The sequence below is a fragment of the Amycolatopsis sp. NPDC049688 genome (assembly GCF_040674975.1).
Classification (GTDB): Bacteria; Actinomycetota; Actinomycetes; order Mycobacteriales; family Pseudonocardiaceae; genus Amycolatopsis.
The window spans coordinates 1,236,311-1,255,500 of record NZ_JBFANY010000001.1 but is presented as its reverse complement, the minus strand read 5'-3'; the positions used below and the strand labels follow the sequence as shown (position 1 = coordinate 1,255,500).

Below are 19,190 nucleotides of genomic sequence, written 5' to 3'. Positions count from 1 at the left end.
GACGGTGCGCCGTTCGGGCGTCGACACGCCCCCAGTACGCCACAGACGGTGAAATCTCCCCGAATCAGGCACGATTGGAGCACAGCTCTTGACGGCATGCGGAAGGCGGACTCCTTGTCACATCAGCTCATCCGGGCCTTCCGGCGGGTCGGCCGGACCGATCGCGCGCTGATGCGGCGCAGCGCGTCGCTGCCCGCCACCCGGGCCGACGACGCCCTGATGACCCTGTCCAGATCGGCGAACAAGTCGCGGCTGTGGTGGGGCGTGGCCGCGCTGCTGGCCACCCGCAAGGGCGAGACCCGCCGGGCCGCGCTGCGCGGGGTGGTCGCGATCGCGGGGGCCAGCGCGGCGGCGAACCTCATCGGCAAGCCGCTGTTCCCCCGCCGCCGTCCGGCCGAGGAGGAGACCCCCGTCCGCCGCCGCCTGCGGAAACGGCCCACGTCCTCGTCGTTCCCGTCCGGGCACTCCGCGTCCGCGGCCGCCTTCGCGACGGCGGTGGCGATGGAGTCGCCGCGGGCCGGGCTCGCCGTGGCCCCGCTGGCGCTGGCCGTCGCCTACTCCCGCGTCCACACCGGCGTCCACTGGCCCTCCGACGTCGGGGTCGGCCTGGGCATCGGCGTCGGCGTCGGCCTGGCCACCCGGCACTGGTGGCCGCTGCACGACGACGTCCCGGGCCGCACCGCCCACGACGCGGACGCCCCCGAGATGGTCGACGGCGAGGACATGCTCGCCGTCGTCAACCCGAACTCCGGCGTGGCGGGCCAGGACCCGACCGAGGACGTCAAGTTCGCCTGGCCCGCGGCCACGGTGCTCTACCCGGACCCCGAGCAGGACCTCCGCGCCCAGCTCGAGGCCGAGATCGACGCCCGCGGCACGATCCGCGCACTCGGCGTCGCGGGCGGGGACGGCACCGTCGCCGCGGTGGCCTCCGTCGCCGCCGAACGCGACCTGCCGCTCGCCCTCGTCCCGGCCGGGACGCTCAACCACTTCGCCCGCGACGTCGGCGTCACCTCCATGCCCGACGCCGACGCGGCGACCGAGGTCGGCAACGCCGTCTGTGTCGACCTGGGCGAAGTCGAGATCGACGGCGCCGGCGAAGCGGCCCACCGCTGGTTCGTCAACACCGCCAGCCTCGGCGGTTACCCGGAGATGGTCCGGCTGCGCGAAAAGCTGCAGGAAAAGCACCCCAAGTGGCCCTCGGCGGCGATCGCGCTGGCCAGGACGCTGCGGCACGCCCGGCCGCTGACCGTCCGGCTCAACGGCAAGAAGACGCAGGTCTGGCTGCTGTTCGTGGGCAACGGCACGTACGCGCCGAAGGGCTTCGCCCCGAGCCGGCGGCCGGCGCTCGACACCGGCCTGCTCGACATCCGCTACCTGCGCGCCGACCTGCCCTACTCCCGCGCCCGGTTCCTGCTGGCGATGATCACCCGCAGCCTCGCCGCCAGCCACGTCTACCAGGAGCTCGACCTGCCCGAACTGGACGTCGAGCTGCTCGACGGCAACCGCCGCGTCGCCACCGACGGCGAGGTCGGCCCGCTCGGCAACCGGTTCCGCTTCCGGTCCCGCCCCAGCGCCCTGACGCTTTACCGCCCCTGAGGTTGCTTTACCTTCTCTCAACGAACCCACAGGGACTTTTCGCTAGCTTCGCGACCGAGTTGCGGGCAACCCTGCCCGCGGCCGGGACGGGCGGGGTTGCATGGACGGGTACGGCCTGGCGAGCGTCATCCACCGGGCCGGGGCGGACCCGGTGCTGCCGGGGAACATCACCGCGCGCGCCCGCGACCTCGGCCCGCTCGAGTCGCCGCTGATCTGGCTCGGGCTCGCTTCGGCCGCCGTCGCCGCCCTCGCCGTCGTGGTCGCCCTGTGGTACCGCCGCCGGGTCCGGCGCTGGGGCTTCACCGCCTTCGGCGTCCTCCTGCTGCTGGCCGCCGTCACCGCGGTCAACAGCTACGTCGGGTACGTCCGCACCACCGACGACCTCGCCCGGCTGCTGCAGCGCGGCCCCGGCCCGGTCAACCTCGCCGGCCGCCTGCTCGACGACGGCAAGGAAGCCCCCGAACCGTCGTCGGCGGACGCCTCCGCGCCGGCCCCGCGCGCCGGCAAGGGCGCGGGCAGCGTCGCCGCCGGGCAGCGCATCGACGTGGTCAACCTGCCCGACCCCGCCCACGGCGTGCCCTCGGGCAGCAACTACGTCATCCTGCCGCCCGGGTACGACGCCGACCAGGCCCGCCGCTACCCGGTCGTCTACCTCATCCACGGCTACCCCTTCGGCGGTCCCCGCGACTGGCTGACCTCCGGCGACGCCCCGGGCACGCTCTCGGCGCTGCAGCAGGCCAACGTCATCGCGCCGATGATCGTGGTCAGCGTCGACCTGACCGCGGGCAACCCCAGCACCGACTGGGAGTGCCTGGACGTCCCGGGCGGGCCGCAGCTGGAGACCTACCTCGCGAAGACCGTGGTCCCGGCGATCGACCAGCGCTACCGCACCTACGCCGACCGCACCCACCGCGCCCTGGGCGGCATGTCCGGCGGCGGCTTCGGGGCGCTCAACATCGGCCTGCACCACGTCGACGAGTTCGCCACGTTGGTGATCGCCCTGCCGTATGACGACCTCAACGACTCGATCGGCATCCTCGGGGGGAACTCGGGCGCCATCGCGGCCAATACGCCGCGGAGGTACCTGCCGTCGATGAAGTTCAGCGCGCCGATCTCGGTGATGCTCGCGGTGGGAACGGGGGCTCCGACGGACGTGACGACGGCTCGGCGGATCGCCGCCGCGCTGCAGGCCCGGGGGCAGGATGCGGTGGTGCACGCCGAGCGGGGGTTCAACCACACCTGGCACACCGCCCGGGCGACGCTGCCGTACCTGCTGGCTTTTGCCGATCAGAACTTCCGGGCGTCTCCTGCCGCGTCCTGAAACCCGGTTGCCGGGTCCGAGATCCTGAAGCATGGACCTCGTCACGCATTACGGCACCGGGCCGGCCGAGCACGACCGGCTCGCGCGGACTCCGCACGGGCGGCTCGAGTACCTGCGGACCCGGGCGTTGCTCCGGCGCTTCCTGCCCGGGCACGCCCGGGTGCTGGACGTCGGGGGCGGGACCGGCGTGCACGCGGAGTGGCTCGTGGCCGATGGGCACTCCGTTCATCTCGTCGATGTCGTTCCGGACCATGTCGGGCAGGCTGTGAGGCTGCGCGGGGTGACTGGTGAGGTGGGGGATGCTCGCGACCTCGCCTCGCCGGACTCGGCGTTTGATGCCGTTCTGCTGCTCGGGCCGCTGTACCACCTCGTCGATGCCGCCGATCGGGCTCGTGCTCTGACGGAGGCGCGGCGGGTTCTGCGGCCTGGTGGGTTGCTGGCTGCCGCGGGTATCAGCCGGTATCTCTCGTTGTTCGAGACCGCTGCTGCGGGGACGCTCAGCTTGCCGCGGGTGGAGGGGATTCGGGCGGTCATCGAGACGGGTGCGTATGACGGGCATGTCGGGTTTGTGCCTACGCACTGGCACACCGCTGCTGAGCTGGGGGATGAGGTTTCGGGCGCTGGGTTTGGCGATGTTCGCGTTTACGGTGTTGAGGGTCCGGCTTGGGCTGCGCTGGATGTTGCTGGGCTTGGGCGGTTCGGGGAGCTGGTTGAGGGGGCTTTGCGGGCTGCTGAGATTGCTGAATTGGATCCGCGGGTTGTTGATGTCAGTGCGCATCTGCTTGCTGTTGCGCGGCGGGTGGGGTGATCTGCCGGGGGGGATCTCTGCCGCGGGGTGATCTGCCGGGGGGATCTCTGCCGCGGCCTTCTCTGCCGGGGGGTCTCTGCCGCGGCCGTCTCTGCCGGAGTTAGTGCCTCCGTATTGGCTCCCGCCGACCCGAACGCCGGATTGTTCAACGGCCGACAGGCCGTGTCAAGGCGGGAAAGCGTGCCTTGACACGGCCTGTCGGCCGCTGATGCGGCTGCGTATCGGGTTGGCTGGGGGGGTCTGGCCGAGTGGTTGCGTTTGCTGGTGCCCTCCGTGTGGGGCTTGCCGCTCGCTACGCTCCGGAAACTGTCGGTGGCTCCCGGTAAAGTGGAACTCGGGGGCCGGAGGCCAGCCCTCCTTGCCTCACTCCGCTTCTGGTTTGCCTTCCGGCTCTTCGCCCTTCGGGTCCGGGACCGGGAGGAGCGTGTCCAGGGCCGCTCCGGTCAGCCTGCGGAACGAGCGGCGGGGGCGGTCGCGGTCCAGGACCGCTACCTCCAGCTTGATCGGGTCCGCGTCTCCGTTGCCGTTGCTCGACGCGTTCGATGCTGCGGACGAGGCCGATGAGGTGGATGCCGGGGCCGGCTGGCTCGGGGCGCGCAACGCCGCCACCGCCACGCCCAGGGCCGCCTGCAGGTCCAGGCCGTCCTCGAACGTCTCCTTCAGCTTGGCCGAGATCTTGTCCGTCTGGCCGCCCATCACCACGTACTGCGGCTCGTCGAAGATCGAACCGTCGTACGTCAGGCGGTACAGCTGGTCTTCCGCCGCGGTCGCTGCCACCTCGGCCACGCAGATCTCCACCTCGAACGGCTTCAGCTGCTCGGTGAAAATGCTGCCCAGCGTCGCCGCGTACGCGTTCGCCAGGGCCCTGGCGCTCACGTCACGCCTGTCGTACTGGTAACCCTTCAGGTCCGCGTGGCGGATGCCCGCCACCCGGAGGTTCTCGAACTCGCTGTAGCGCCCGACCGCCGCGAAGCCGATCCGGTCGTAGATCTCCGATACCTTGTGCAGCGTGGCCGACGGGTTCTCCGCCACGAACAGCACGCCGCCCGCGTACTTCAGCACCACCACGCTCCGGCCGCGCGCGATGCCCTTGCGCGCCAGCTCGGAACGCTCCCGCATCAGCTGCTCGGGAGAGGCATACAACGGCATCGTCACGGTGTGTGCTCCAGGTCTTCCGGTGTTCCAACGTTCACTGGTTCAGCTCCGCGGTCAGGACAGCCGGCGCTGGTGGCGCTCGATCCGGCCCGCCACCACGGCTTCCGCGACCGCCGCCGCGTCGGCCGACGGCAGCTGCACGGCGCCGTGCTCCGCGGTGATCGTCACGACGGTCGGGAAGATCCGGCGCACCAGGTCCGGGCCGCCCGATGCCGTGTCGTCGTCCGCCGCGTCGTACAGGGCCTCCACCGCCGCGCGCACCGCTGCCTCGGCGTCCGAGTCCGGGTCGTGCAGCTTCTTCATCGCCGACTTCGCGAACAGCGAACCCGAGCCGATCGACGCGTAGCCGCCGTTCTCCTCGTAGCGGCCGCCCGCGGCGTCGTACGACACGATCCGGCCGGCGTGCTTCGCGTCCTCGGCCTCCAGGTCGTAGCCCACGAACAACGGGATCGCCGCCAGCCCGGCCATCGCCATCTCGAGGTTCGCCTTGACCATCCCGGCCAGCTTGTTCGTCTTGCCGTCCAGCGACAGCGAAACGCCCTCGATCTTCTCGTAGTGCGCCAGCTCCACCGCGTACAGCCGGACCATCTCCACGGCCAGCCCCGCCGTGCCCGCGATGCCCACCGCCGAATACTCGTCGGTGACGTGCACCTTCTCCATGTCGCGGCTCGCGATCAGGTTGCCCGACGTCGCCCGGCGGTCACCCGCGATCAGCACCCCGCCCGCGAAGGTGCACGCGACGATCGTCGTCCCGTGCGGCACGCCCAGCTCCGCCGCACCCGCCGCCACCCGGCGCTGGGGCAGCAGCTCCGGCGCCTGCTCCCGCAGGAAGTCCGAAAACGACGACGTCGCCGACGAAAAGTACGCCCCGGGCAGCGCGGGACCCGAGATGCCCCTGGTGTTGTCCATACGTGCTCAAAAATCCCATCTGTGCGGGCCGGAGCCCCGCGCGCAGGACGCCACGCGGAACCCCGGCCGCCGGCTGAACGGTCGGCAAGGGCGGAAAGCCCCGAGCGGCTACTCGCCGCCCTTCTGCACGTAGGCCCGGACGAAGTCCTCGGCGTTCTCCTCGAGCACGTCGTCGATCTCGTCGAGGATCGTGTCCACGTCCTCGCCGAGCTTCTCGCGCCGCTCCTGACCCGCCGCGCCGGTGTCCTCGAACTCCTCGTCGGAGTCACCACCGCCGTGCTTTTCGATCTTTTCCTGGGCCATCTCGCCTCCCGGTGTGGCTGATGTTTCCTAGCCTACCCAGCGCCCCCGACATTCGGGGTCACGCCGCGATCGCTGGTGCGTCCCGCCTAGTCCGAACCGGTGAGCGCCTCCACGAGCTCCTCCGCCGTCGCCGCGTTGTCCAGCAGCTTGCCGACGTGCGCCTTCGTCCCCCGCAGCGGCTCCAGCGTCGGGATCCGGACCAGCGACTCCTTGCCCACGTCGAAGATGACCGAATCCCACGACGCCGCCGCGATCGAGGTCGCGTACTTCTCCAGCGCCCGGCCCCGGAAGTAGGCCCGCGTGTCCGACGGGGGCGTCGTCACCGCGGCCAGCACCTCCTCCTCCGACACCAGCCGCTTCATCGACCCGCGCGTCACCAGCCGGTTGTACAGGCCCTTCGCCAGCCGCACGTCCGAATACTGCAGGTCCACCAGCCGCAGCCGGGGCGCGCCCCAGGCCAGGCTGTCGCGCTGCCGGTAGCCCTCCAGCAGCCGCAGCTTCGCCGGCCAGTCCAGCCGGTCCGCGCACTCCTGCGGGTCCCGCGCCAGCGCGTCCAGGACCTCGCCCCAGACCCGCAGGACCTCCTTCGACGCCTGGTCCGCGCCCGTGCGCTCCAGGTTCTGCGACGCGATCTCGTGGTAGGCGAACTGCAGGTCCAGGCCGGTGTACTTCTTCCCGTTCGCCAGCGCCACCTGCGTCTTCAGCGTCGGGTCGTGGCTGATCTGGTGCACCGCCTTGACCGGCTCGTCCAGCTTCAGCTCGTCGAACCGGATGCCCGACTCGATCAGGTCCAGCACCAGCGCCGTCGTCCCGACCTTGAGGTACGTCGAGTACTCCGACATGTTCGCGTCGCCGATGATGACGTGCAGCCGCCGGTACTTGTCCGCGTCCGCGTGCGGCTCGTCGCGCGTGTTGATGATCCCGCGCTTCAGCGTCGTCTCCAGGCCGACCTCGACCTCGATGTAGTCCGCACGCTGGGAGAGCTGGAACCCGGCCTCTTCACTCTGCTGGCCGATGCCGACCCGGCCCGAGCCGGTCACCACCTGCCGCGACACGAAGAACGGCGTCAGCCCCGCGATCACCGCCGTGAACGGCGTCGACCGCGCCATCAGGTAGTTCTCGTGCGTGCCGTAGCTCGCACCCTTGCCGTCGACGTTGTTCTTGTACAGCTGCAGCTGGGGCTGCCCCGGCACGGAGGCGGCCTTCATCGCGGCCTCCTCCATCACCCGCTCCCCCGCCTTGTCCCAGATGACCGCGTCGCGGGCGTTCGTCACCTCGGGTGCCGAGTACTCCGGATGCGCGTGGTCGACGTACAGCCGCGCCCCGTTGGTCAGGATGACGTTCGCCGCGCCCAGGTCCTCGACGTCCGGGTCGTGGCCCGGCCCGCCCGGGCCGGTCAGGTCGAACCCGCGCGCGTCGCGCAGCGGGGACTCCACCTCGTAGTCCCACCGCGCCCGCCGGGCGCGCGGGATGTCGGCCGCCGCCGCGTAGGCCAGCACGACCTGGGTGGAGGTGAGTACCGGGTTCGCCGTCGCGTCGCCCGGCACGGAGATGCCGTACTCGACTTCGGTTCCCATGATCCGCCGCATGTCACCACCCTACGGGGTCGCCCTAGTGGAACGATGCACCCATGCCAGGCAGTGACGAACTCGTTGCCCTCTATGACCAGGCCGGCGCGGTCGTCGGCCGCACCACCCGCGCCCGCGTGCGCGCCGAGGCCCTCTGGCACGCCGCCGGCGTCGTCCTGGTCCGTTCGGGTGACGGAACCGCGGTCTACGTGCACCTCCGCACCCCCGGCAAGGACGTCTTCCCCTCGACCTGGGACTGCTGGGCCGGCGGGGTGGTCGCCGCCGGCGAGACCCCGGCCGAGTGCGCCCGCCGCGAACTCGCCGAAGAACTCGGCGTCCAGGGGGTGGAACTGCTCCCCCTGTTCACCAAGGTCTACGACGACGGCCGCAACCGCTGCCACAACTTCGCCTTCGAGGTCCGCTGGGACGGCCCGATCCGCCACCAGGCCGAAGAGATCGTCGAAGGCCACTGGATCCCCCTGGCCGAACTCCGGGCCTGGGTCGACGACCCGGCCCCCGAACGGCCCTTCATCCCCGACGGCCGCGAAGGCGTCCAGGAATGGTTCCGCCGCTACGGCTGAGCCGCGAGCTTCGCCGCCATCGCCGGCAGCAGGCGCTTCGCCGCGTCCACCGCACGGGCCTCCGTGCTCGCCGAGACGGTCAGCCCGGACACGAGCCTTCCCTTCGCCAGCAAGACCGTGCACGTCTTGCCGTCGCACCACGCCCGCTGCCGCTCGACCCCGGGCTGGGCCGGGACGTTCACCGTCCGGCCCGCGCAGTCCGCGTCCGCGACGACCCCGGCCACCGCACGGTCGGGGTACACGGCGACGCGGTGGCTCAGCACCGAACCGCTGGGATAGCGCCAGGTCGCGGTCCGGCTGGTCGCCGACGCGTCCGTCAGGCACCCCGACGCCTCGCCGGAAGCGGGCTGCACGCCTTCTTCGGCGACGTCCGCATCGGACAGCAGCGCGCCCTGCGCGAGTTCGCCGAGATCGGGCGCCTTCGGCGTCGCCGGAGCCGCCTTCGCCGGGCTCACCGGGGCTTCCGTGACCACCGGAGCCGGCGCCGGGGACGTGGGCACCGGGTCGTCGTAGTACGTCTCGAGGTTGTTCGGGTCGGGCCCGTCGCAGCCGGTGAGGCCGACCAACGCGACCGCGGCCAAGGCGACCGCCTGCCGATGACGCACCTGCTCCGGCCTCCTGTCGTCCGTGGCGTGCCTGGGAAGGGTAGTGCAGCCGGTCAGTCCCACTCCAACGAGGACCGGTGTCGCCAGTACGCCCCGGGTTCCTCGGCGAGCGCGGCCAGCGCTTCCCGTTCCGCCGCGGTCAGGTCCAGGGCCGTGGCCCGCAGGTTCGCCGCCAGCTGCGCCGGACTCGCCGGGCCGATGACCGCCCGGTCCACCCACTCGTTGGCCAGCACCGCGGCCACCGCGACCGCGTCCGGACCGGTGCCGTGCGCCGCCGCGATGTCGCGCACGGCAGCCGGCACTTCGACCGCCAGCCTGCCGTTGGCCAGGGTTTCCTTGACCAGCACCCGCTTCCCGGCCGCGTGCGCCACGGCGAGCGCCGCACCCGCGGACGGCTCCAGGACGTTCCACGTCGACTGCACCGCGGAGAACACCGGCTGCCCGGCCACTTCCAGCCCGAACGCCCGCTCGATCGCGTCCGCCTGCGCCGGCCCCGACGTCGAAAACCCCACCGCGACCCCGTTCGCGGCCAGCTCCGCCAGCGCTTCGAGCAGCGGCTCGTCAGTGAACAACGGACTGTCCACAGTGAGCGAATGCACCTGGTACAGGCCCACCCGATCCCCGAGCAGCGTCAGGGTTTCCGCCCACTGCGTGGCGAACCGCGCGGCCGAGTGCTCCTTGACCTCGTGCACGTCCGCGTCGAGCCGCCAGCCGCCGACGTAGGCGTAGCCCCACTTGCTGGAGATCTCGACGTCGGCGGGCCCGCGCTCGGCGAGCCACCCGGCCAGGAACTCCTCGGACCGCCCGTACGACCGGGCGACGTCGACGTGCCGGACACCCGCGGCATAGGCGTCGTCGAGCACCGCGAAGGTCGCCGCGCGCATCGAAGCGACGTCCCGGACCGGGGGCAGCGCCCCTTCGCGGCCCAGGTTGATGTACGCGGGGCGGCCCAGCGCCGCCAGGCCGAGGGCGATGCGATCCGCGCTCATGCCGTCTGCTTGTGCCGCAGGATGGCCAGCCACTGGCTCGCGTTCTGGGCCTGGCGGTGGAGCTTCTCGAGCCGCGCGGCCGGCGCCCGGACGTAGCCCTTGCCGAAGACCGGGGCGATCTGACGCAGGCTGGCGCCGCCTTCCCGCGCCGCGAGCAGCAGCCAGTCCGACGCGTCGGCGCAGGCCGCGGAAGCGCGGCGCAGCTCGCCGAGCAGGTCGATGAGCTCCTGGGCGCCCACCTCCCCCGCCTCGACGGCGGCGGCCGTCGTCTCCAGCCAGGCGAGGACGTCGGATTCGGTGATCGGCGCGCGCGGCCGCGAGGTTTCTTCGCTCACGCCGTGCAGTATAGGTCGTTATACGCCGATATACTGGGAGCGACACATGACGACGCGCACCCGATCCCAGCCCGACGTCGAGCAGCTGCTCGACGTCTTCAAGGCGCTCGCGAACCCGGTGCGGCTGCAGGTGCTGCTGTGGCTGCGGGAGCCCGAGCAGCACTTCCCGGTCGACCGGGCGATCGCCGATCCGGTCGAGGTCGGGGTGTGCGTGAGCCACATCCAGGAGAAGCTGGGGCTCGCGCAGTCGACCGTGTCGGCCTATCTGGCGTCGCTGCAGCGCGCCGGGCTGGTCCGGGCCACCCGGGTCGGGAAGTGGACGCACTACAAGCGGGACGAAGACCGGATCGCCGAGTTCGTCGCGGTCCTCGGCCACTCCCTCTGATCCCCCTCCCCCTCACCCGGCACCCCCCGTCGACTTTCATATCGAAAATCTGCGATACTTCGATGCATGGGCATGATCGAGAACCTGCGGCTCGGCCGCTACGGCATCTGGACGTTCGACTTCGAGGACCAGCCGGCCGGCCTGATCCGGGATTCGGTGCAGGAACTGGAGGAACTCGGCTGGCCGGCGGTCTGGATCCCGGAGAGCGAGGGGCGCGAGGCCCTGACGCACGCCGGGTTCCTGCTGTCGGCCACCGAACGCCTCACCGTCGTCAACGGGATCGCGCAGATCTGGTCCCGCGAAGCCCAGTGGACCCGTGGCGCGGCCCTGCTGCTGGCCGACGCCTACCCCGACCGTCACCTCCTGGGTCTCGGCTTCGGTGCCGGAAAGCCCGGCGCGAAGCCGCTCCAGGCCATGAACGGCTACCTCGACGCCCTCGACGCCGACACGAAGGTCAACCCCGCACCGCGCGCCCCGATGCGCCGGATCCTCGCGGCCTACGGCCCGAAGATGCTGGAGCTGGCCCGCGACCGGTCGGCAGGCGCGCACACCTACCACGTCACCCCGGACCACACCGCCCAGGCACGCGGGATCCTCGGCGCCGGACCGTTCCTCGGCGTCGAGCACGCCGTGCTGTTCGAAACCGATCCGGCCAAGGCGCGGGAGATCGCCCGCGCCCACCTGCACCCCTACCTCACCACGCCGTACAACATCGCCAAGTTCCGGCGGCTCGGCTACTCCGAGGCGGACATCGACCGCGGCAGCGACCGGCTCGTCGACGACCTCGTGTTCTGGGGCGACCTCGACACGATCACCGCGAAGCTGCGCGGTCACCTCGACGCCGGCGCCGACCACGTCGGCGTCCAGGTGATCGGCGTCGAGCCCGGGACCAGCGCCATGCCTTACTGGCGCCGGCTGGCCGAAGCGCTGCTACCCGCGTAGCCCGAAGCGCGCGGTGCAGTGCCACACGCGCTTGAGCACCTGGGGGTCGTGCCGGCCGGCGCGGACGGCGTCCCCGATGACGCGGGCGTCCAGCCACCCGTCCTCGGCGATGTCCTCGCCGGCCCGCACGACGTCCTCGCCGCGGTAGTCCGCGTGCTCGGCGAGGGCCGTCACGGAGAGCCGGAACCCGTGGTGCCAGTACGTCGGGAACCGGAAGCCCGCGGCCGCCGCCTCGACGTCGGTACCCCGGAACGACGGGTCCAGCACCAGGGCCGCGACGTCGTCCGGCAGCCGGAGCGGGCCGTGGACGTGGGCCTCGATGTAGTCGTCGAGCTCGTCGGGGGCGTCCGCCTCGACGAGCGGGATCAGCGGCATGTGCGCGGCGGTGCCGAAGTGCGCCGGCTCGTGGAAGCTGTCCGGGTAGCAGAACGTCGTGCGGTGCCGGACTTCCCGCTTGAGGCGGAAGTGCGCGGAGCCGAACCGGACCGAGCCGCCTGCCGGGCGGCGGCGGTGGTTCAGCGAACCGTACTTCGGGCGGGCCGACGGCGGCAGCTCGTCGTAGATCCCGCCGAACATCCGGTGCTCCCAGTGCCACCGGGCGCCGCCGGGGTGCGCGGTCAAGCCGCCGTTGCCGGTGCCCGTCTCGAACTGCGAGCGGTACCGCCCGTCGGTCAGCCAATGCCGCAGCAGGGACACCTCCCCCACCAGCCGCTCCGGGTGGAAGTGGACCGTGACGTCCAGGTCCTCCGGCAACGGCGGCCCCTCGGCCCGGGCGGCGACGTACCGGACCGCTGCTTGCCATCTCTGCCCCATGGTATAGATCGTTATACACAACGCGGCGTCGGAAAACCACTGGCTTCCCGGGTGGCTCGCGGGCTTGACTGCGGCCATGCGACGGGCGGATTTCGGGGTCACGGTGCGGTTCGCGCTGCTGGCGATCGTGTGGGGTGCGAGTTTCCTGTTCATCAAGGTCGGTCTGGGCGGGCTTTCCCCGGCCCAGGTCGCCCTGGGGCGGGTTGCGCTGGGCGCGCTGGCACTAGGGGCGATCCTGCTGGTGCGCCGGCGGCCGCTCCCCCGCGATCCCGTGCTGTGGGGGCACCTCGCGGCAGTGTCGGTGTTGCTGTGCGTCATCCCCTTCCTGCTGTTCTCGTGGGCCGAGCAGTACATTCCGTCCGGGCTGGCCAGCATCTTCAACGCGACGACGCCGCTGATCACGATGCTGCTCGCGGCCGCGGCGCTGCCGGAAGAGCGGTTCACGCCGCCGCGCGTGCTCGGCCTGCTGCTCGGGTTCCTCGGGGTGCTGACGATCGTCGGGGTGTGGCACGGCATCGACGTGTCCCACCAGCTGACCGCCCAGCTGGCCTGCCTCGGCGCGACCACGTGCTACGGCGCGTGTTTCGTGTACCTGCGCCGGTTCGTCTCACCTCGTGGGACGGATCCGGTGGTCGTCGCCTTCGGCCAGACGGTGTCGGCGACGGTGATCCTGGGCCTGCTGGCCCCGGCGATCGCGGCGACGCCCGTGCACCTGGACCTGCCGGTGGTGGCGAGCATGATCGCCCTCGGCGTCTTCGGCACCGGCATCGCGTACGCCTGGAACACCCGGATCATCGCCGCCTGGGGCGCGGCCAACGCCTCCGCGGTGACGTACTTGACGCCGGTGGTCGGCGTGCTGCTCGGCGTGCTGGTGCTGGGCGAACCGGTGAGCTGGAACCAGCCGGCCGGAGCGCTGCTGGTGATCGCGGGAATCCTGGCGGCCCACGGGAAGTTGCGCCTTCGTCGCTCAACTTCCGCCGACGCCGAACTGATCCGCCGCTAGACACGCCGATGGGCGGCTGCCGCGGCAGCCGCCCATCGCGCTTTGCGAACTACAGGTACTGACCGGTGTTCGTGGCGGTGTCGATCGCCCGCCCCGAGTCCTGGTTCTTGCCGGTGACGAGCGTGCGGATGTAGACGATCCGCTCGCCCTTCTTGCCGGAGATCCGGGCCCAGTCGTCCGGGTTGGTGGTGTTGGGCAGGTCCTCGTTCTCCGCGAACTCGTCGACGATCGCGTCGAGCAGGTGCTGCACGCGGAGACCCGGCTGCTTGGTCTCCAGCACCGACTTGATCGCCGATTTCTTCGCCCGGTCCACGATGTTCTGGATCATCGCGCCCGAGTTGAAGTCGCGGAAGTACAGGACCTCCTTGTCCCCGTTGGCGTAGGTCACCTCGAGGAACCGGTTCTCGTCGCTCTCCTCGTACATGCGCTCGACCGTGTGCTGGATCATCGCGTCGAACGTCGCCTTGGCGTCGCCGCCGAACTCGGCGAGGTCGTCCGCGTGGATCGGCAGGCCTTCGGCCAGGTACTTGGAGAAGATGTCCTTCGCGCCTTCGGCGTCCGGACGCTCGATCTTGATCTTGACGTCGAGCCGGCCCGGCCGCAGGATCGCCGGGTCGATCATGTCCTCGCGGTTGGAGGCGCCGATGACGATGACGTTCTCCAGGCCCTCGACACCGTCGATCTCCGACAGCAGCTGCGGCACGATCGTGGTCTCGACGTCGGACGACACGCCCGACCCACGGGTCCGGAAGATCGAGTCCATCTCGTCGAAGAACACGATCACCGGGGTGCCCTCGGAGGCCTTCTCCCGCGCCCGCTGGAAGATCAGGCGGATGTGCCGCTCGGTCTCCCCGACGAACTTGTTGAGCAGCTCGGGGCCCTTGATGTTCAGGAAGTAGGACTTCCCGTCCGCCGCGTCGCCGCGGGCCTCGGCCACCTTCTTGGCCAGCGAGTTCGCCACCGCCTTGGCGATGAGCGTCTTGCCGCAGCCCGGCGGGCCGTAGAGCAGGACACCCTTCGGCGGCCGCAGCTGGTACTCCTGATACAGGTCGGCGTGCAGGAACGGCAGCTCGACCGCGTCCCTGATCTGCTCGATCTGCCGGGTGAGGCCACCGATGTCCTCGTAGCGGACGTCGGGCACCTCCTCCAGCACCAGGTCCTCGACCTCCGCCTTCGGCACGCGCTCGTACGCGTAGCCGGCCTTGGAGTCGACCAGCAGCGAGTCGCCCGGCTTGAGCGGCTGTTCGGCCAGCAGGTCGGAGAGCAGGACCACCCGCTCCTCGTCCGCGTGCCCGACCACGAGCGCACGGGGGCTGCCGCCCTCGACGTCCGGGGCGAGCACCTCGCGCAGTGCGCACACCTCACCGGTGCGTTCGAAACCGCCGCCCTCGACCACGGTGAGCGCCTCGTTGAGCCGCAGCGCCTGGCCGCGGCGCAGGGACGAGATCTCGACCGCGGGCGAAACCGACACCCGCATCTTCCGACCGGCCGTGAAGACGTCCACCGTGTTGTCCTCGTACGCCTCGACGAAGACGCCGTAGCCGGACGGTGGCTGGGCCAGCCTGTCGACCTCCTCGCGGAGGGCGAGGAGCTGTCCTCGCGCTTCGCGCAGGGTTTCGACCAGTTTGGTGTTGCGCTCGGTGAGCTGGCTCACCCTTTCCGAGGCCTCGGCGAGCCGCTGTTCGAGAACCCGGTTCTGCCGTGGCGAGTCCGTCAGTTTGCGGCGCAGCAGCGCCACTTCTTCCTCGAGAAAACGGATCTGCCGAGCCTGCTCGTCCGCCGTCGTCCCAGCTCCTGATGTTGCTGAAGGGTCGGCCTCCTCGCGCCGACCTCCGGGAAGGTCATGATGCATCGGGCACCTCCTCGGAGTGCTTTTCATTCCACGGTACCGGCGATCACCGACAAGAAAAGGCCTTTCCGGATCACAAGATCGGCGCGTCGCGGTTTGCCTGCCGCCCCCAGCACGGACATTCCCCCAGCGCAAGCGGCCATTTCGGTGCCGTGGCGCCGGTGTGTCGCGGGTCCGGCCGGGCCGGGATGAAGCAAGCACGTCGGGAGTACCCCGCCCACGGACGGCCCAACCCCGGCCGGGGAAGCGGGCAATTCCGGCCAGTTCCGCCCTAACCGCGCGGCAGGACGGGCCGGTGGCTAGCATCGGGCGACGCGCAACCCGGCCCCGACGGCCGGGCGCTTTCGAGGGAACGCTAGGGGGCACCACTCATGACCTACCCGCCGCAGCAACCGGGCGGCTACGGCCAGCAGCCCGGCGGCTACGGGCAGCAGCCCGGGCCGTACGGTCAGCCGCAACCCGGCGGATACCCCCAGAGCGGACCCCAGCCCCAGCCCGGCTACGGCGGCACGCAGCAGTTCGGCCAGCCCGGCCCGTACGAAGGCGGCACCCAGCAGTACGGGCAGCCCGGCGGCTACGAGGGCGGCACCCAGCAGTTCGGCCGGCCGGGGCCGTACGACCAGCCCGGCCAGGGCGGTTACCCGCCGCAGACGGGCTCTCAGCCCCAGCAGGGCTACCCCCAGTACGGGCAGCAGGACCAGTGGGGCCAGCCGCCGCAGGCCGGTTACGGCGGGTTCGACCAGTACGGCGGCGGCTTCGGCGACGCTCCCCCGCCCAAGAAGAAGAAAACCGGCCTGATCGTCGGCCTCGCCGCGGCCGCGGTGCTGCTCGTCGGCGGCGGCGTGACGGCGTTCGTCCTCACCCAGGGCAAGGACGACCAGACCGCCGCCCCGCCCGTGAGCAGCAGTTCCGCGGCGCCGACGTCCGCACCCAAGGCGTCGACCCCGAAGCCGAATACGACCGCGCCGGCCAGCCCGACGTCGAAGACGGGCAAGCCCGCGGGCGGCCCGGCCCCCGGCGGCAAGGGCAGTTCGCAGGAGCTGTTCGATTCGACGATTTCGGCGTACAACGCCGGTGACGAGAAGGCGCTCGGCGACGTCATCTGCCGGAGCGTCTACGAGGGCACGACCGGCCAGATCCCGAAGGTGACGGTCAAGCTGACCGGCGACCCGCAGGAGACCGGCGACAAGGCCACCGTCCGCTACTCGGCCACCGACGGCAGCAAGACGAAGGTCGGCACGATGTCGGCGCAGAAGGAATCCGGGCTGTGGTGCCTGTCCAACGTCAAGGCGGACGGCTCGTGAGCACCCGTCGGCGGTGAACCGCGCGCTCACCGCCGGGCTGGTGCTGCTCGGCGTGGCCGCCGCGGGCGTGGTGCTGGGCCTGGTGCTCGTCGCGCCGACGGGCGCCCCGCCCGCGGCCCCGAGCCCGCCGGCCGCGCCCCGCCCGTCGGCACCCGCCGCCCCCGATGAGGCCGACACGGCGGCGGTGGCCGTGCTGGCCCGCGCGATCGTCGACGCCATCACCCGCCACGACTCGGCGGCGTTCGGCAAGCTCACCTGCCGCCCGCAGAGCACCGAGGCCCTCGCGGGCCTGCAGCGCACGTGGGACGCGGCCGGCCCGGTCACGGCGAAGCTGACGGGCCCCCCGGAACTGCGCGGCGAGTCGGCGACGGCGAAGGTGCACGTCGAAGCGGCGGGCGGCACGAAGGACACGCCCTTCCCGCTGCACAAGGAGAACGGCCGCTGGTGCGTGCCGGGTTAGCGGCTCAGCCCTTGCCCTTGCTGGGCCGGCGCGACACGCGCGGCGACACGGTGCCGTCGGCCAGGCGCCGCGCGGTGAGCAGGAACGCCGTGTGCGCGACCATCCGGTGGTCCGGCCGCACCGCCAGGCCCACCACGTGCCACGGGCGCATCAGCGTCTCCCACGACTCCGGCTCGGTCCAGCACTGCTGCTCGCGCAGGGACTCCGTGACGCGCGAAAGCTGCGTGACCGTCGCGACGTAGACCGTCAGCACCCCGCCCGGCACCAGGTGGGCGGCCACGTTCGGCAGCTGGTCCCACGGCGCCAGCATGTCCAGCACGACCCGGTCGACCTCACCCTCGTGCGAGGCCAGGTCGGCGACCGTGAGCGACCAGTTGGCCGGCTTCTCGCCGAAGAACTTGACCACGTTGCGCTCGGCGTGTTCGGCGTGGTCGTCGCGGATCTCGTAGGAGTGGACGTGCCCGGCCGGGCCGACCGCGCGCAGCAGCGAGCACGTCAGCGCGCCGGAGCCGGCGCCGGCCTCGAGCACGCGCGCGCCGGGGAAGATGTCGCCCCACATCACGATCTGCGCCGCGTCCTTCGGGTAGATCACCTGCGCGCCGCGGGGCATCGAGAGCACGTAGTCCGGCAGGAGCGGGCGCAGCGCCAGGTACGTCGACCCGCCCGCGGACGTCACCACCGAGCCCTCGGGCCTGCCGATCAGGTCGTCGTGGGCGAGGGCGCCGCGATGGGTGTGGTACTCACCGCCGTCGGCCAGGGTCAGGGTGTAGTGCCGCCCCTTCGAGTCGGTCAACTGCACCCGATCACCCGCGCGAAACGGTCCGCTGACCGACAACACTTCCTCCTGTACTGTGCTGCTCGTCACCCATCCAGCCACAGCCACGGCCGGATGACTTTCGCGGCAAGGTCACTTACTGCTCGGGGGCCGGATCGGTGACCCCGAATGGCCGACGACAGATCTTCGCAGGCCGTCCGGGGCCCGGCCTCAGCGGGTGCGGCGGTTCATCGCGGCGCGCAGGTCGTCCCGGCGCAGCACGCCCGCCGGGCGGCCCTCGTCGTCGACGACGAGGAACTGCCACGCGGCGGTTTCGCGGACCCGCTCGATGACGTCCTCGCCCGGCTCCGACGCCAGCAGCACGGTTTCGGCCCGGATCGGCTCGGCGGCCAGTTCGGCGGGCGCGTGCGGCGAGGAGCCCGCGAGCCGCTCCGCCGCGCCTTCGTCGAGGAGCCCGGCGGCCACCCCGTCGGCGCGGACCAGCACGACTCCCCGGCCGGCCGACGCGGCCAGCGCGTCCGACACCGGGCTTTCGGCCGGCAGCTGCAGCACCGGCCGGACCAGCTCGCCGAGGACGAGCCCCTCCGGCCACGTGCGGCGCGCCTCGGCGGCCAGCTCGGAGCGGGCGCCGAGGATCACGAACCACGCCGTCACGACGCAGACGCCCAGCCGCAGCCAGCGGTCCGGGCTCGCGGTCGCCAGGCCCCACAGCGCCCAGACGAGCAGCCCCGCGGCGACGACGGCCCCGCCGGCCACCGCGGCCCGCGTGCCCTTCGCGCGGATGCCGGTGACCGCCCAGACACCGGCGCGGACCAGCCGGCCGCCGTCCAGCGGCAGCCCGGGCAGCAGGTTGAACACGCCGACGGCGAGGTTCGCCACCGCGCACTCGCCGATCAGGAGCCAGACCGCGCCGTCGGCGGGGACGGCGAACATCAGCAGGCCGCAGAAGCCGCCGAGCAGCAGCGACACGGCGGGCCCGGCCGCGGCGACCAGGCCTTCGTCACCGGGGCGCTTCGGGGTGCGGGCCACTTCGGACAGGCCGCCGAGGAGGAACAGGCGCAGCCGCCGCACCGGGATCCCCAGCCGCAGCGCGACCAGGCAGTGCCCGAGTTCGTGGGCCAGCACCGACAGTCCGAGCAGCAGCGCGAAGGCACCGGCCAGCAGCCACGACGTCCCGCTGGAGGCGTCCGGCAGCAGCCGCCCGACCAGCGGCGCGTACAGCACGACGACGATCAGCGAGCCGACCCACCAGGACGGGGCGAGCAGCACCGGCACCCCGGCGACCCGGAACAGCACGAGGCCACCGTCCGGGTGGACGGCCTGCCGGGTGCCCCCGGTGCCCTGCTCACTGGTCGCGGCCATGCGGAGAGCCTAGAGCCCCGGGTGTGGGCCCCGGGTGATCCGGGTCGGCGGGTGTCGCCCGGCCGGCCCGCGTACCTGCACAGTCACCTCGCGTACCTGGAGGGTCGGTTCGCGTACCCGGAAGGTC

20 protein-coding genes are annotated in these 19,190 nt (G+C 71.8%); 9 read left to right on the top strand and 11 right to left on the bottom strand.

Annotation, left to right across the window (positions count from 1 at the left end):
• Positions 1-114: 114 nt before the first annotated feature.
• The 3 genes from AB0J55_RS05380 (at position 115) to AB0J55_RS05370 (ending at position 3,725) form a co-directional block, all read left to right on the top strand.
• Positions 115-1,596 carry a phosphatase PAP2 family protein gene (locus tag AB0J55_RS05380; RefSeq protein WP_364243101.1) on the top strand — a complete coding sequence of 494 codons (1,482 nt, stop codon included), beginning with the start codon at positions 115-117 and terminating at the stop codon, positions 1,594-1,596.
• 100 nt (positions 1,597-1,696) lie between these two features.
• Positions 1,697-2,917 (top strand): alpha/beta hydrolase-fold protein, encoded by a 1,221-nt coding sequence (locus AB0J55_RS05375; protein WP_364243098.1) that lies wholly within the window; start codon positions 1,697-1,699, stop codon positions 2,915-2,917.
• Between the two features lie 31 nt (positions 2,918-2,948).
• Positions 2,949-3,725 (top strand): class I SAM-dependent methyltransferase, encoded by a 777-nt coding sequence (locus AB0J55_RS05370; RefSeq protein ID WP_364243096.1) that lies wholly within the window; start codon positions 2,949-2,951, stop codon positions 3,723-3,725.
• A gap of 363 nt (positions 3,726-4,088) precedes the next feature.
• On the opposite strand, the gene prcA is transcribed toward AB0J55_RS05370, so the two are convergent.
• The 4 genes from prcA to dop all read right to left on the bottom strand — a co-directional run bounded on the left by prcA (position 4,089) and on the right by dop (position 7,681).
• Positions 4,089-4,880: a proteasome subunit alpha gene (gene prcA, locus AB0J55_RS05365; RefSeq protein ID WP_364243094.1), complete on the bottom strand. Its 792-nt coding sequence runs from the start codon at positions 4,878-4,880 to the stop codon at positions 4,089-4,091.
• Positions 4,881-4,934: 54 nt separating this feature from the next.
• Positions 4,935-5,789, bottom strand: a complete 855-nt coding sequence (gene prcB, locus AB0J55_RS05360) for a proteasome subunit beta (RefSeq protein ID WP_364243091.1) — start codon at positions 5,787-5,789, stop codon at positions 4,935-4,937.
• A 108-nt stretch (positions 5,790-5,897) separates the two neighbouring features.
• On the bottom strand, positions 5,898-6,092 hold the full coding sequence (locus tag AB0J55_RS05355; protein WP_003075646.1) for a ubiquitin-like protein Pup: 195 nt from the start codon (positions 6,090-6,092) through the stop codon (positions 5,898-5,900).
• Positions 6,093-6,178: 86 nt separating this feature from the next.
• A complete protein-coding gene (gene dop, locus AB0J55_RS05350) occupies positions 6,179-7,681 on the bottom strand; it encodes a depupylase/deamidase Dop (protein ID WP_364243088.1) in 1,503 nt (500 codons plus the stop codon).
• 41 nt (positions 7,682-7,722) lie between these two features.
• Here dop and AB0J55_RS05345 point away from each other — a divergent pair, with 41 nt between their 5' ends.
• On the top strand, positions 7,723-8,241 hold the full coding sequence (locus tag AB0J55_RS05345) for an NUDIX domain-containing protein (RefSeq protein ID WP_364243085.1): 519 nt from the start codon (positions 7,723-7,725) through the stop codon (positions 8,239-8,241).
• On the opposite strand, the gene AB0J55_RS05340 is transcribed toward AB0J55_RS05345, so the two are convergent.
• The 3 genes from AB0J55_RS05340 to AB0J55_RS05330 are packed head-to-tail and all read right to left on the bottom strand — an operon-like array spanning position 8,232 to position 10,170.
• On the bottom strand, positions 8,232-8,846 hold the full coding sequence (locus AB0J55_RS05340; protein ID WP_364243082.1) for a hypothetical protein: 615 nt from the start codon (positions 8,844-8,846) through the stop codon (positions 8,232-8,234). The genes AB0J55_RS05345 and AB0J55_RS05340 overlap by 10 nt on opposite strands.
• A 53-nt stretch (positions 8,847-8,899) precedes the next feature.
• Positions 8,900-9,835, bottom strand: coding sequence for an aldo/keto reductase (locus AB0J55_RS05335; protein WP_364243079.1), 936 nt, complete (start codon positions 9,833-9,835; stop codon positions 8,900-8,902).
• A complete protein-coding gene (locus AB0J55_RS05330; RefSeq protein ID WP_364243076.1) occupies positions 9,832-10,170 on the bottom strand; it encodes a hypothetical protein in 339 nt (112 codons plus the stop codon). Before AB0J55_RS05330 ends, AB0J55_RS05335 begins: the two co-directional genes overlap by 4 nt.
• A gap of 46 nt (positions 10,171-10,216) precedes the next feature.
• On the opposite strand from AB0J55_RS05330, the gene AB0J55_RS05325 reads away from it, so the two are divergent.
• Both AB0J55_RS05325 and AB0J55_RS05320 read left to right on the top strand, forming a co-directional pair.
• Positions 10,217-10,555: a metalloregulator ArsR/SmtB family transcription factor gene (locus AB0J55_RS05325; protein ID WP_364243073.1), complete on the top strand. Its 339-nt coding sequence runs from the start codon at positions 10,217-10,219 to the stop codon at positions 10,553-10,555.
• Between the two features lie 66 nt (positions 10,556-10,621).
• Complete coding sequence (locus AB0J55_RS05320) at positions 10,622-11,497, top strand: TIGR03620 family F420-dependent LLM class oxidoreductase (RefSeq protein ID WP_364243070.1); 876 nt, start codon at positions 10,622-10,624, stop codon at positions 11,495-11,497.
• Here the strand turns inward: AB0J55_RS05320 and AB0J55_RS05315 are convergent.
• A complete protein-coding gene (locus tag AB0J55_RS05315) occupies positions 11,486-12,310 on the bottom strand; it encodes a DUF3626 domain-containing protein (RefSeq protein ID WP_364243068.1) in 825 nt (274 codons plus the stop codon). The two genes, AB0J55_RS05320 and AB0J55_RS05315, sit on opposite strands and share 12 nt — an antisense overlap.
• A 76-nt stretch (positions 12,311-12,386) precedes the next feature.
• Here AB0J55_RS05315 and AB0J55_RS05310 point away from each other — a divergent pair, with 76 nt between their 5' ends.
• Positions 12,387-13,313, top strand: a complete 927-nt coding sequence (locus tag AB0J55_RS05310; protein WP_364243065.1) for a DMT family transporter — start codon at positions 12,387-12,389, stop codon at positions 13,311-13,313.
• A gap of 49 nt (positions 13,314-13,362) precedes the next feature.
• Here the strand turns inward: AB0J55_RS05310 and arc are convergent, their stop codons facing one another.
• Positions 13,363-15,165, bottom strand: coding sequence for a proteasome ATPase (arc, locus tag AB0J55_RS05305; RefSeq protein WP_176169477.1), 1,803 nt, complete (start codon positions 15,163-15,165; stop codon positions 13,363-13,365).
• Between the two features lie 368 nt (positions 15,166-15,533).
• Here arc and AB0J55_RS05300 point away from each other — a divergent pair, with 368 nt between their 5' ends.
• Complete coding sequence (locus tag AB0J55_RS05300; protein ID WP_364243062.1) at positions 15,534-16,466, top strand: hypothetical protein; 933 nt, start codon at positions 15,534-15,536, stop codon at positions 16,464-16,466.
• A gap of 13 nt (positions 16,467-16,479) precedes the next feature.
• A complete protein-coding gene (locus tag AB0J55_RS05295) occupies positions 16,480-16,926 on the top strand; it encodes a hypothetical protein (RefSeq protein WP_364243059.1) in 447 nt (148 codons plus the stop codon).
• A 4-nt stretch (positions 16,927-16,930) separates the two neighbouring features.
• Here the strand turns inward: AB0J55_RS05295 and AB0J55_RS05290 are convergent, their stop codons facing one another.
• On the bottom strand, positions 16,931-17,761 hold the full coding sequence (locus tag AB0J55_RS05290) for a tRNA (adenine-N1)-methyltransferase (RefSeq protein WP_364243056.1): 831 nt from the start codon (positions 17,759-17,761) through the stop codon (positions 16,931-16,933).
• A gap of 150 nt (positions 17,762-17,911) precedes the next feature.
• Positions 17,912-19,063, bottom strand: a complete 1,152-nt coding sequence (locus tag AB0J55_RS05285) for a site-2 protease family protein (protein ID WP_364243054.1) — start codon at positions 19,061-19,063, stop codon at positions 17,912-17,914.
• Positions 19,064-19,190: the final 127 nt, after the last annotated feature.

Coding starts and splice junctions, on each gene's coding strand:
- AB0J55_RS05370 (WP_364243096.1), top strand. CDS start 2,949: ATGGACCTCGTCACGCATTACGGCACCGGGCCGGCCGAGCACGACCGG.
- AB0J55_RS05325 (WP_364243073.1), top strand. CDS start 10,217: ATGACGACGCGCACCCGATCCCAGCCCGACGTCGAGCAGCTGCTCGAC.
- AB0J55_RS05320 (WP_364243070.1), top strand. CDS start 10,622: ATGGGCATGATCGAGAACCTGCGGCTCGGCCGCTACGGCATCTGGACG.
- dop (WP_364243088.1), bottom strand. CDS start 7,681: ATGCGGCGGATCATGGGAACCGAAGTCGAGTACGGCATCTCCGTGCCG.
- AB0J55_RS05315 (WP_364243068.1), bottom strand. CDS start 12,310: ATGGGGCAGAGATGGCAAGCAGCGGTCCGGTACGTCGCCGCCCGGGCC.
- AB0J55_RS05355 (WP_003075646.1), bottom strand. CDS start 6,092: ATGGCCCAGGAAAAGATCGAAAAGCACGGCGGTGGTGACTCCGACGAG.
- AB0J55_RS05310 (WP_364243065.1), top strand. CDS start 12,387: ATGCGACGGGCGGATTTCGGGGTCACGGTGCGGTTCGCGCTGCTGGCG.
- AB0J55_RS05285 (WP_364243054.1), bottom strand. CDS start 19,063: ATGGCCGCGACCAGTGAGCAGGGCACCGGGGGCACCCGGCAGGCCGTC.
- AB0J55_RS05300 (WP_364243062.1), top strand. CDS start 15,534: ATGACCTACCCGCCGCAGCAACCGGGCGGCTACGGCCAGCAGCCCGGC.
- prcB (WP_364243091.1), bottom strand. CDS start 5,789: ATGGACAACACCAGGGGCATCTCGGGTCCCGCGCTGCCCGGGGCGTAC.
- AB0J55_RS05345 (WP_364243085.1), top strand. CDS start 7,723: ATGCCAGGCAGTGACGAACTCGTTGCCCTCTATGACCAGGCCGGCGCG.
- AB0J55_RS05335 (WP_364243079.1), bottom strand. CDS start 9,835: ATGAGCGCGGATCGCATCGCCCTCGGCCTGGCGGCGCTGGGCCGCCCC.
- arc (WP_176169477.1), bottom strand. CDS start 15,165: ATGCATCATGACCTTCCCGGAGGTCGGCGCGAGGAGGCCGACCCTTCA.
- AB0J55_RS05375 (WP_364243098.1), top strand. CDS start 1,697: ATGGACGGGTACGGCCTGGCGAGCGTCATCCACCGGGCCGGGGCGGAC.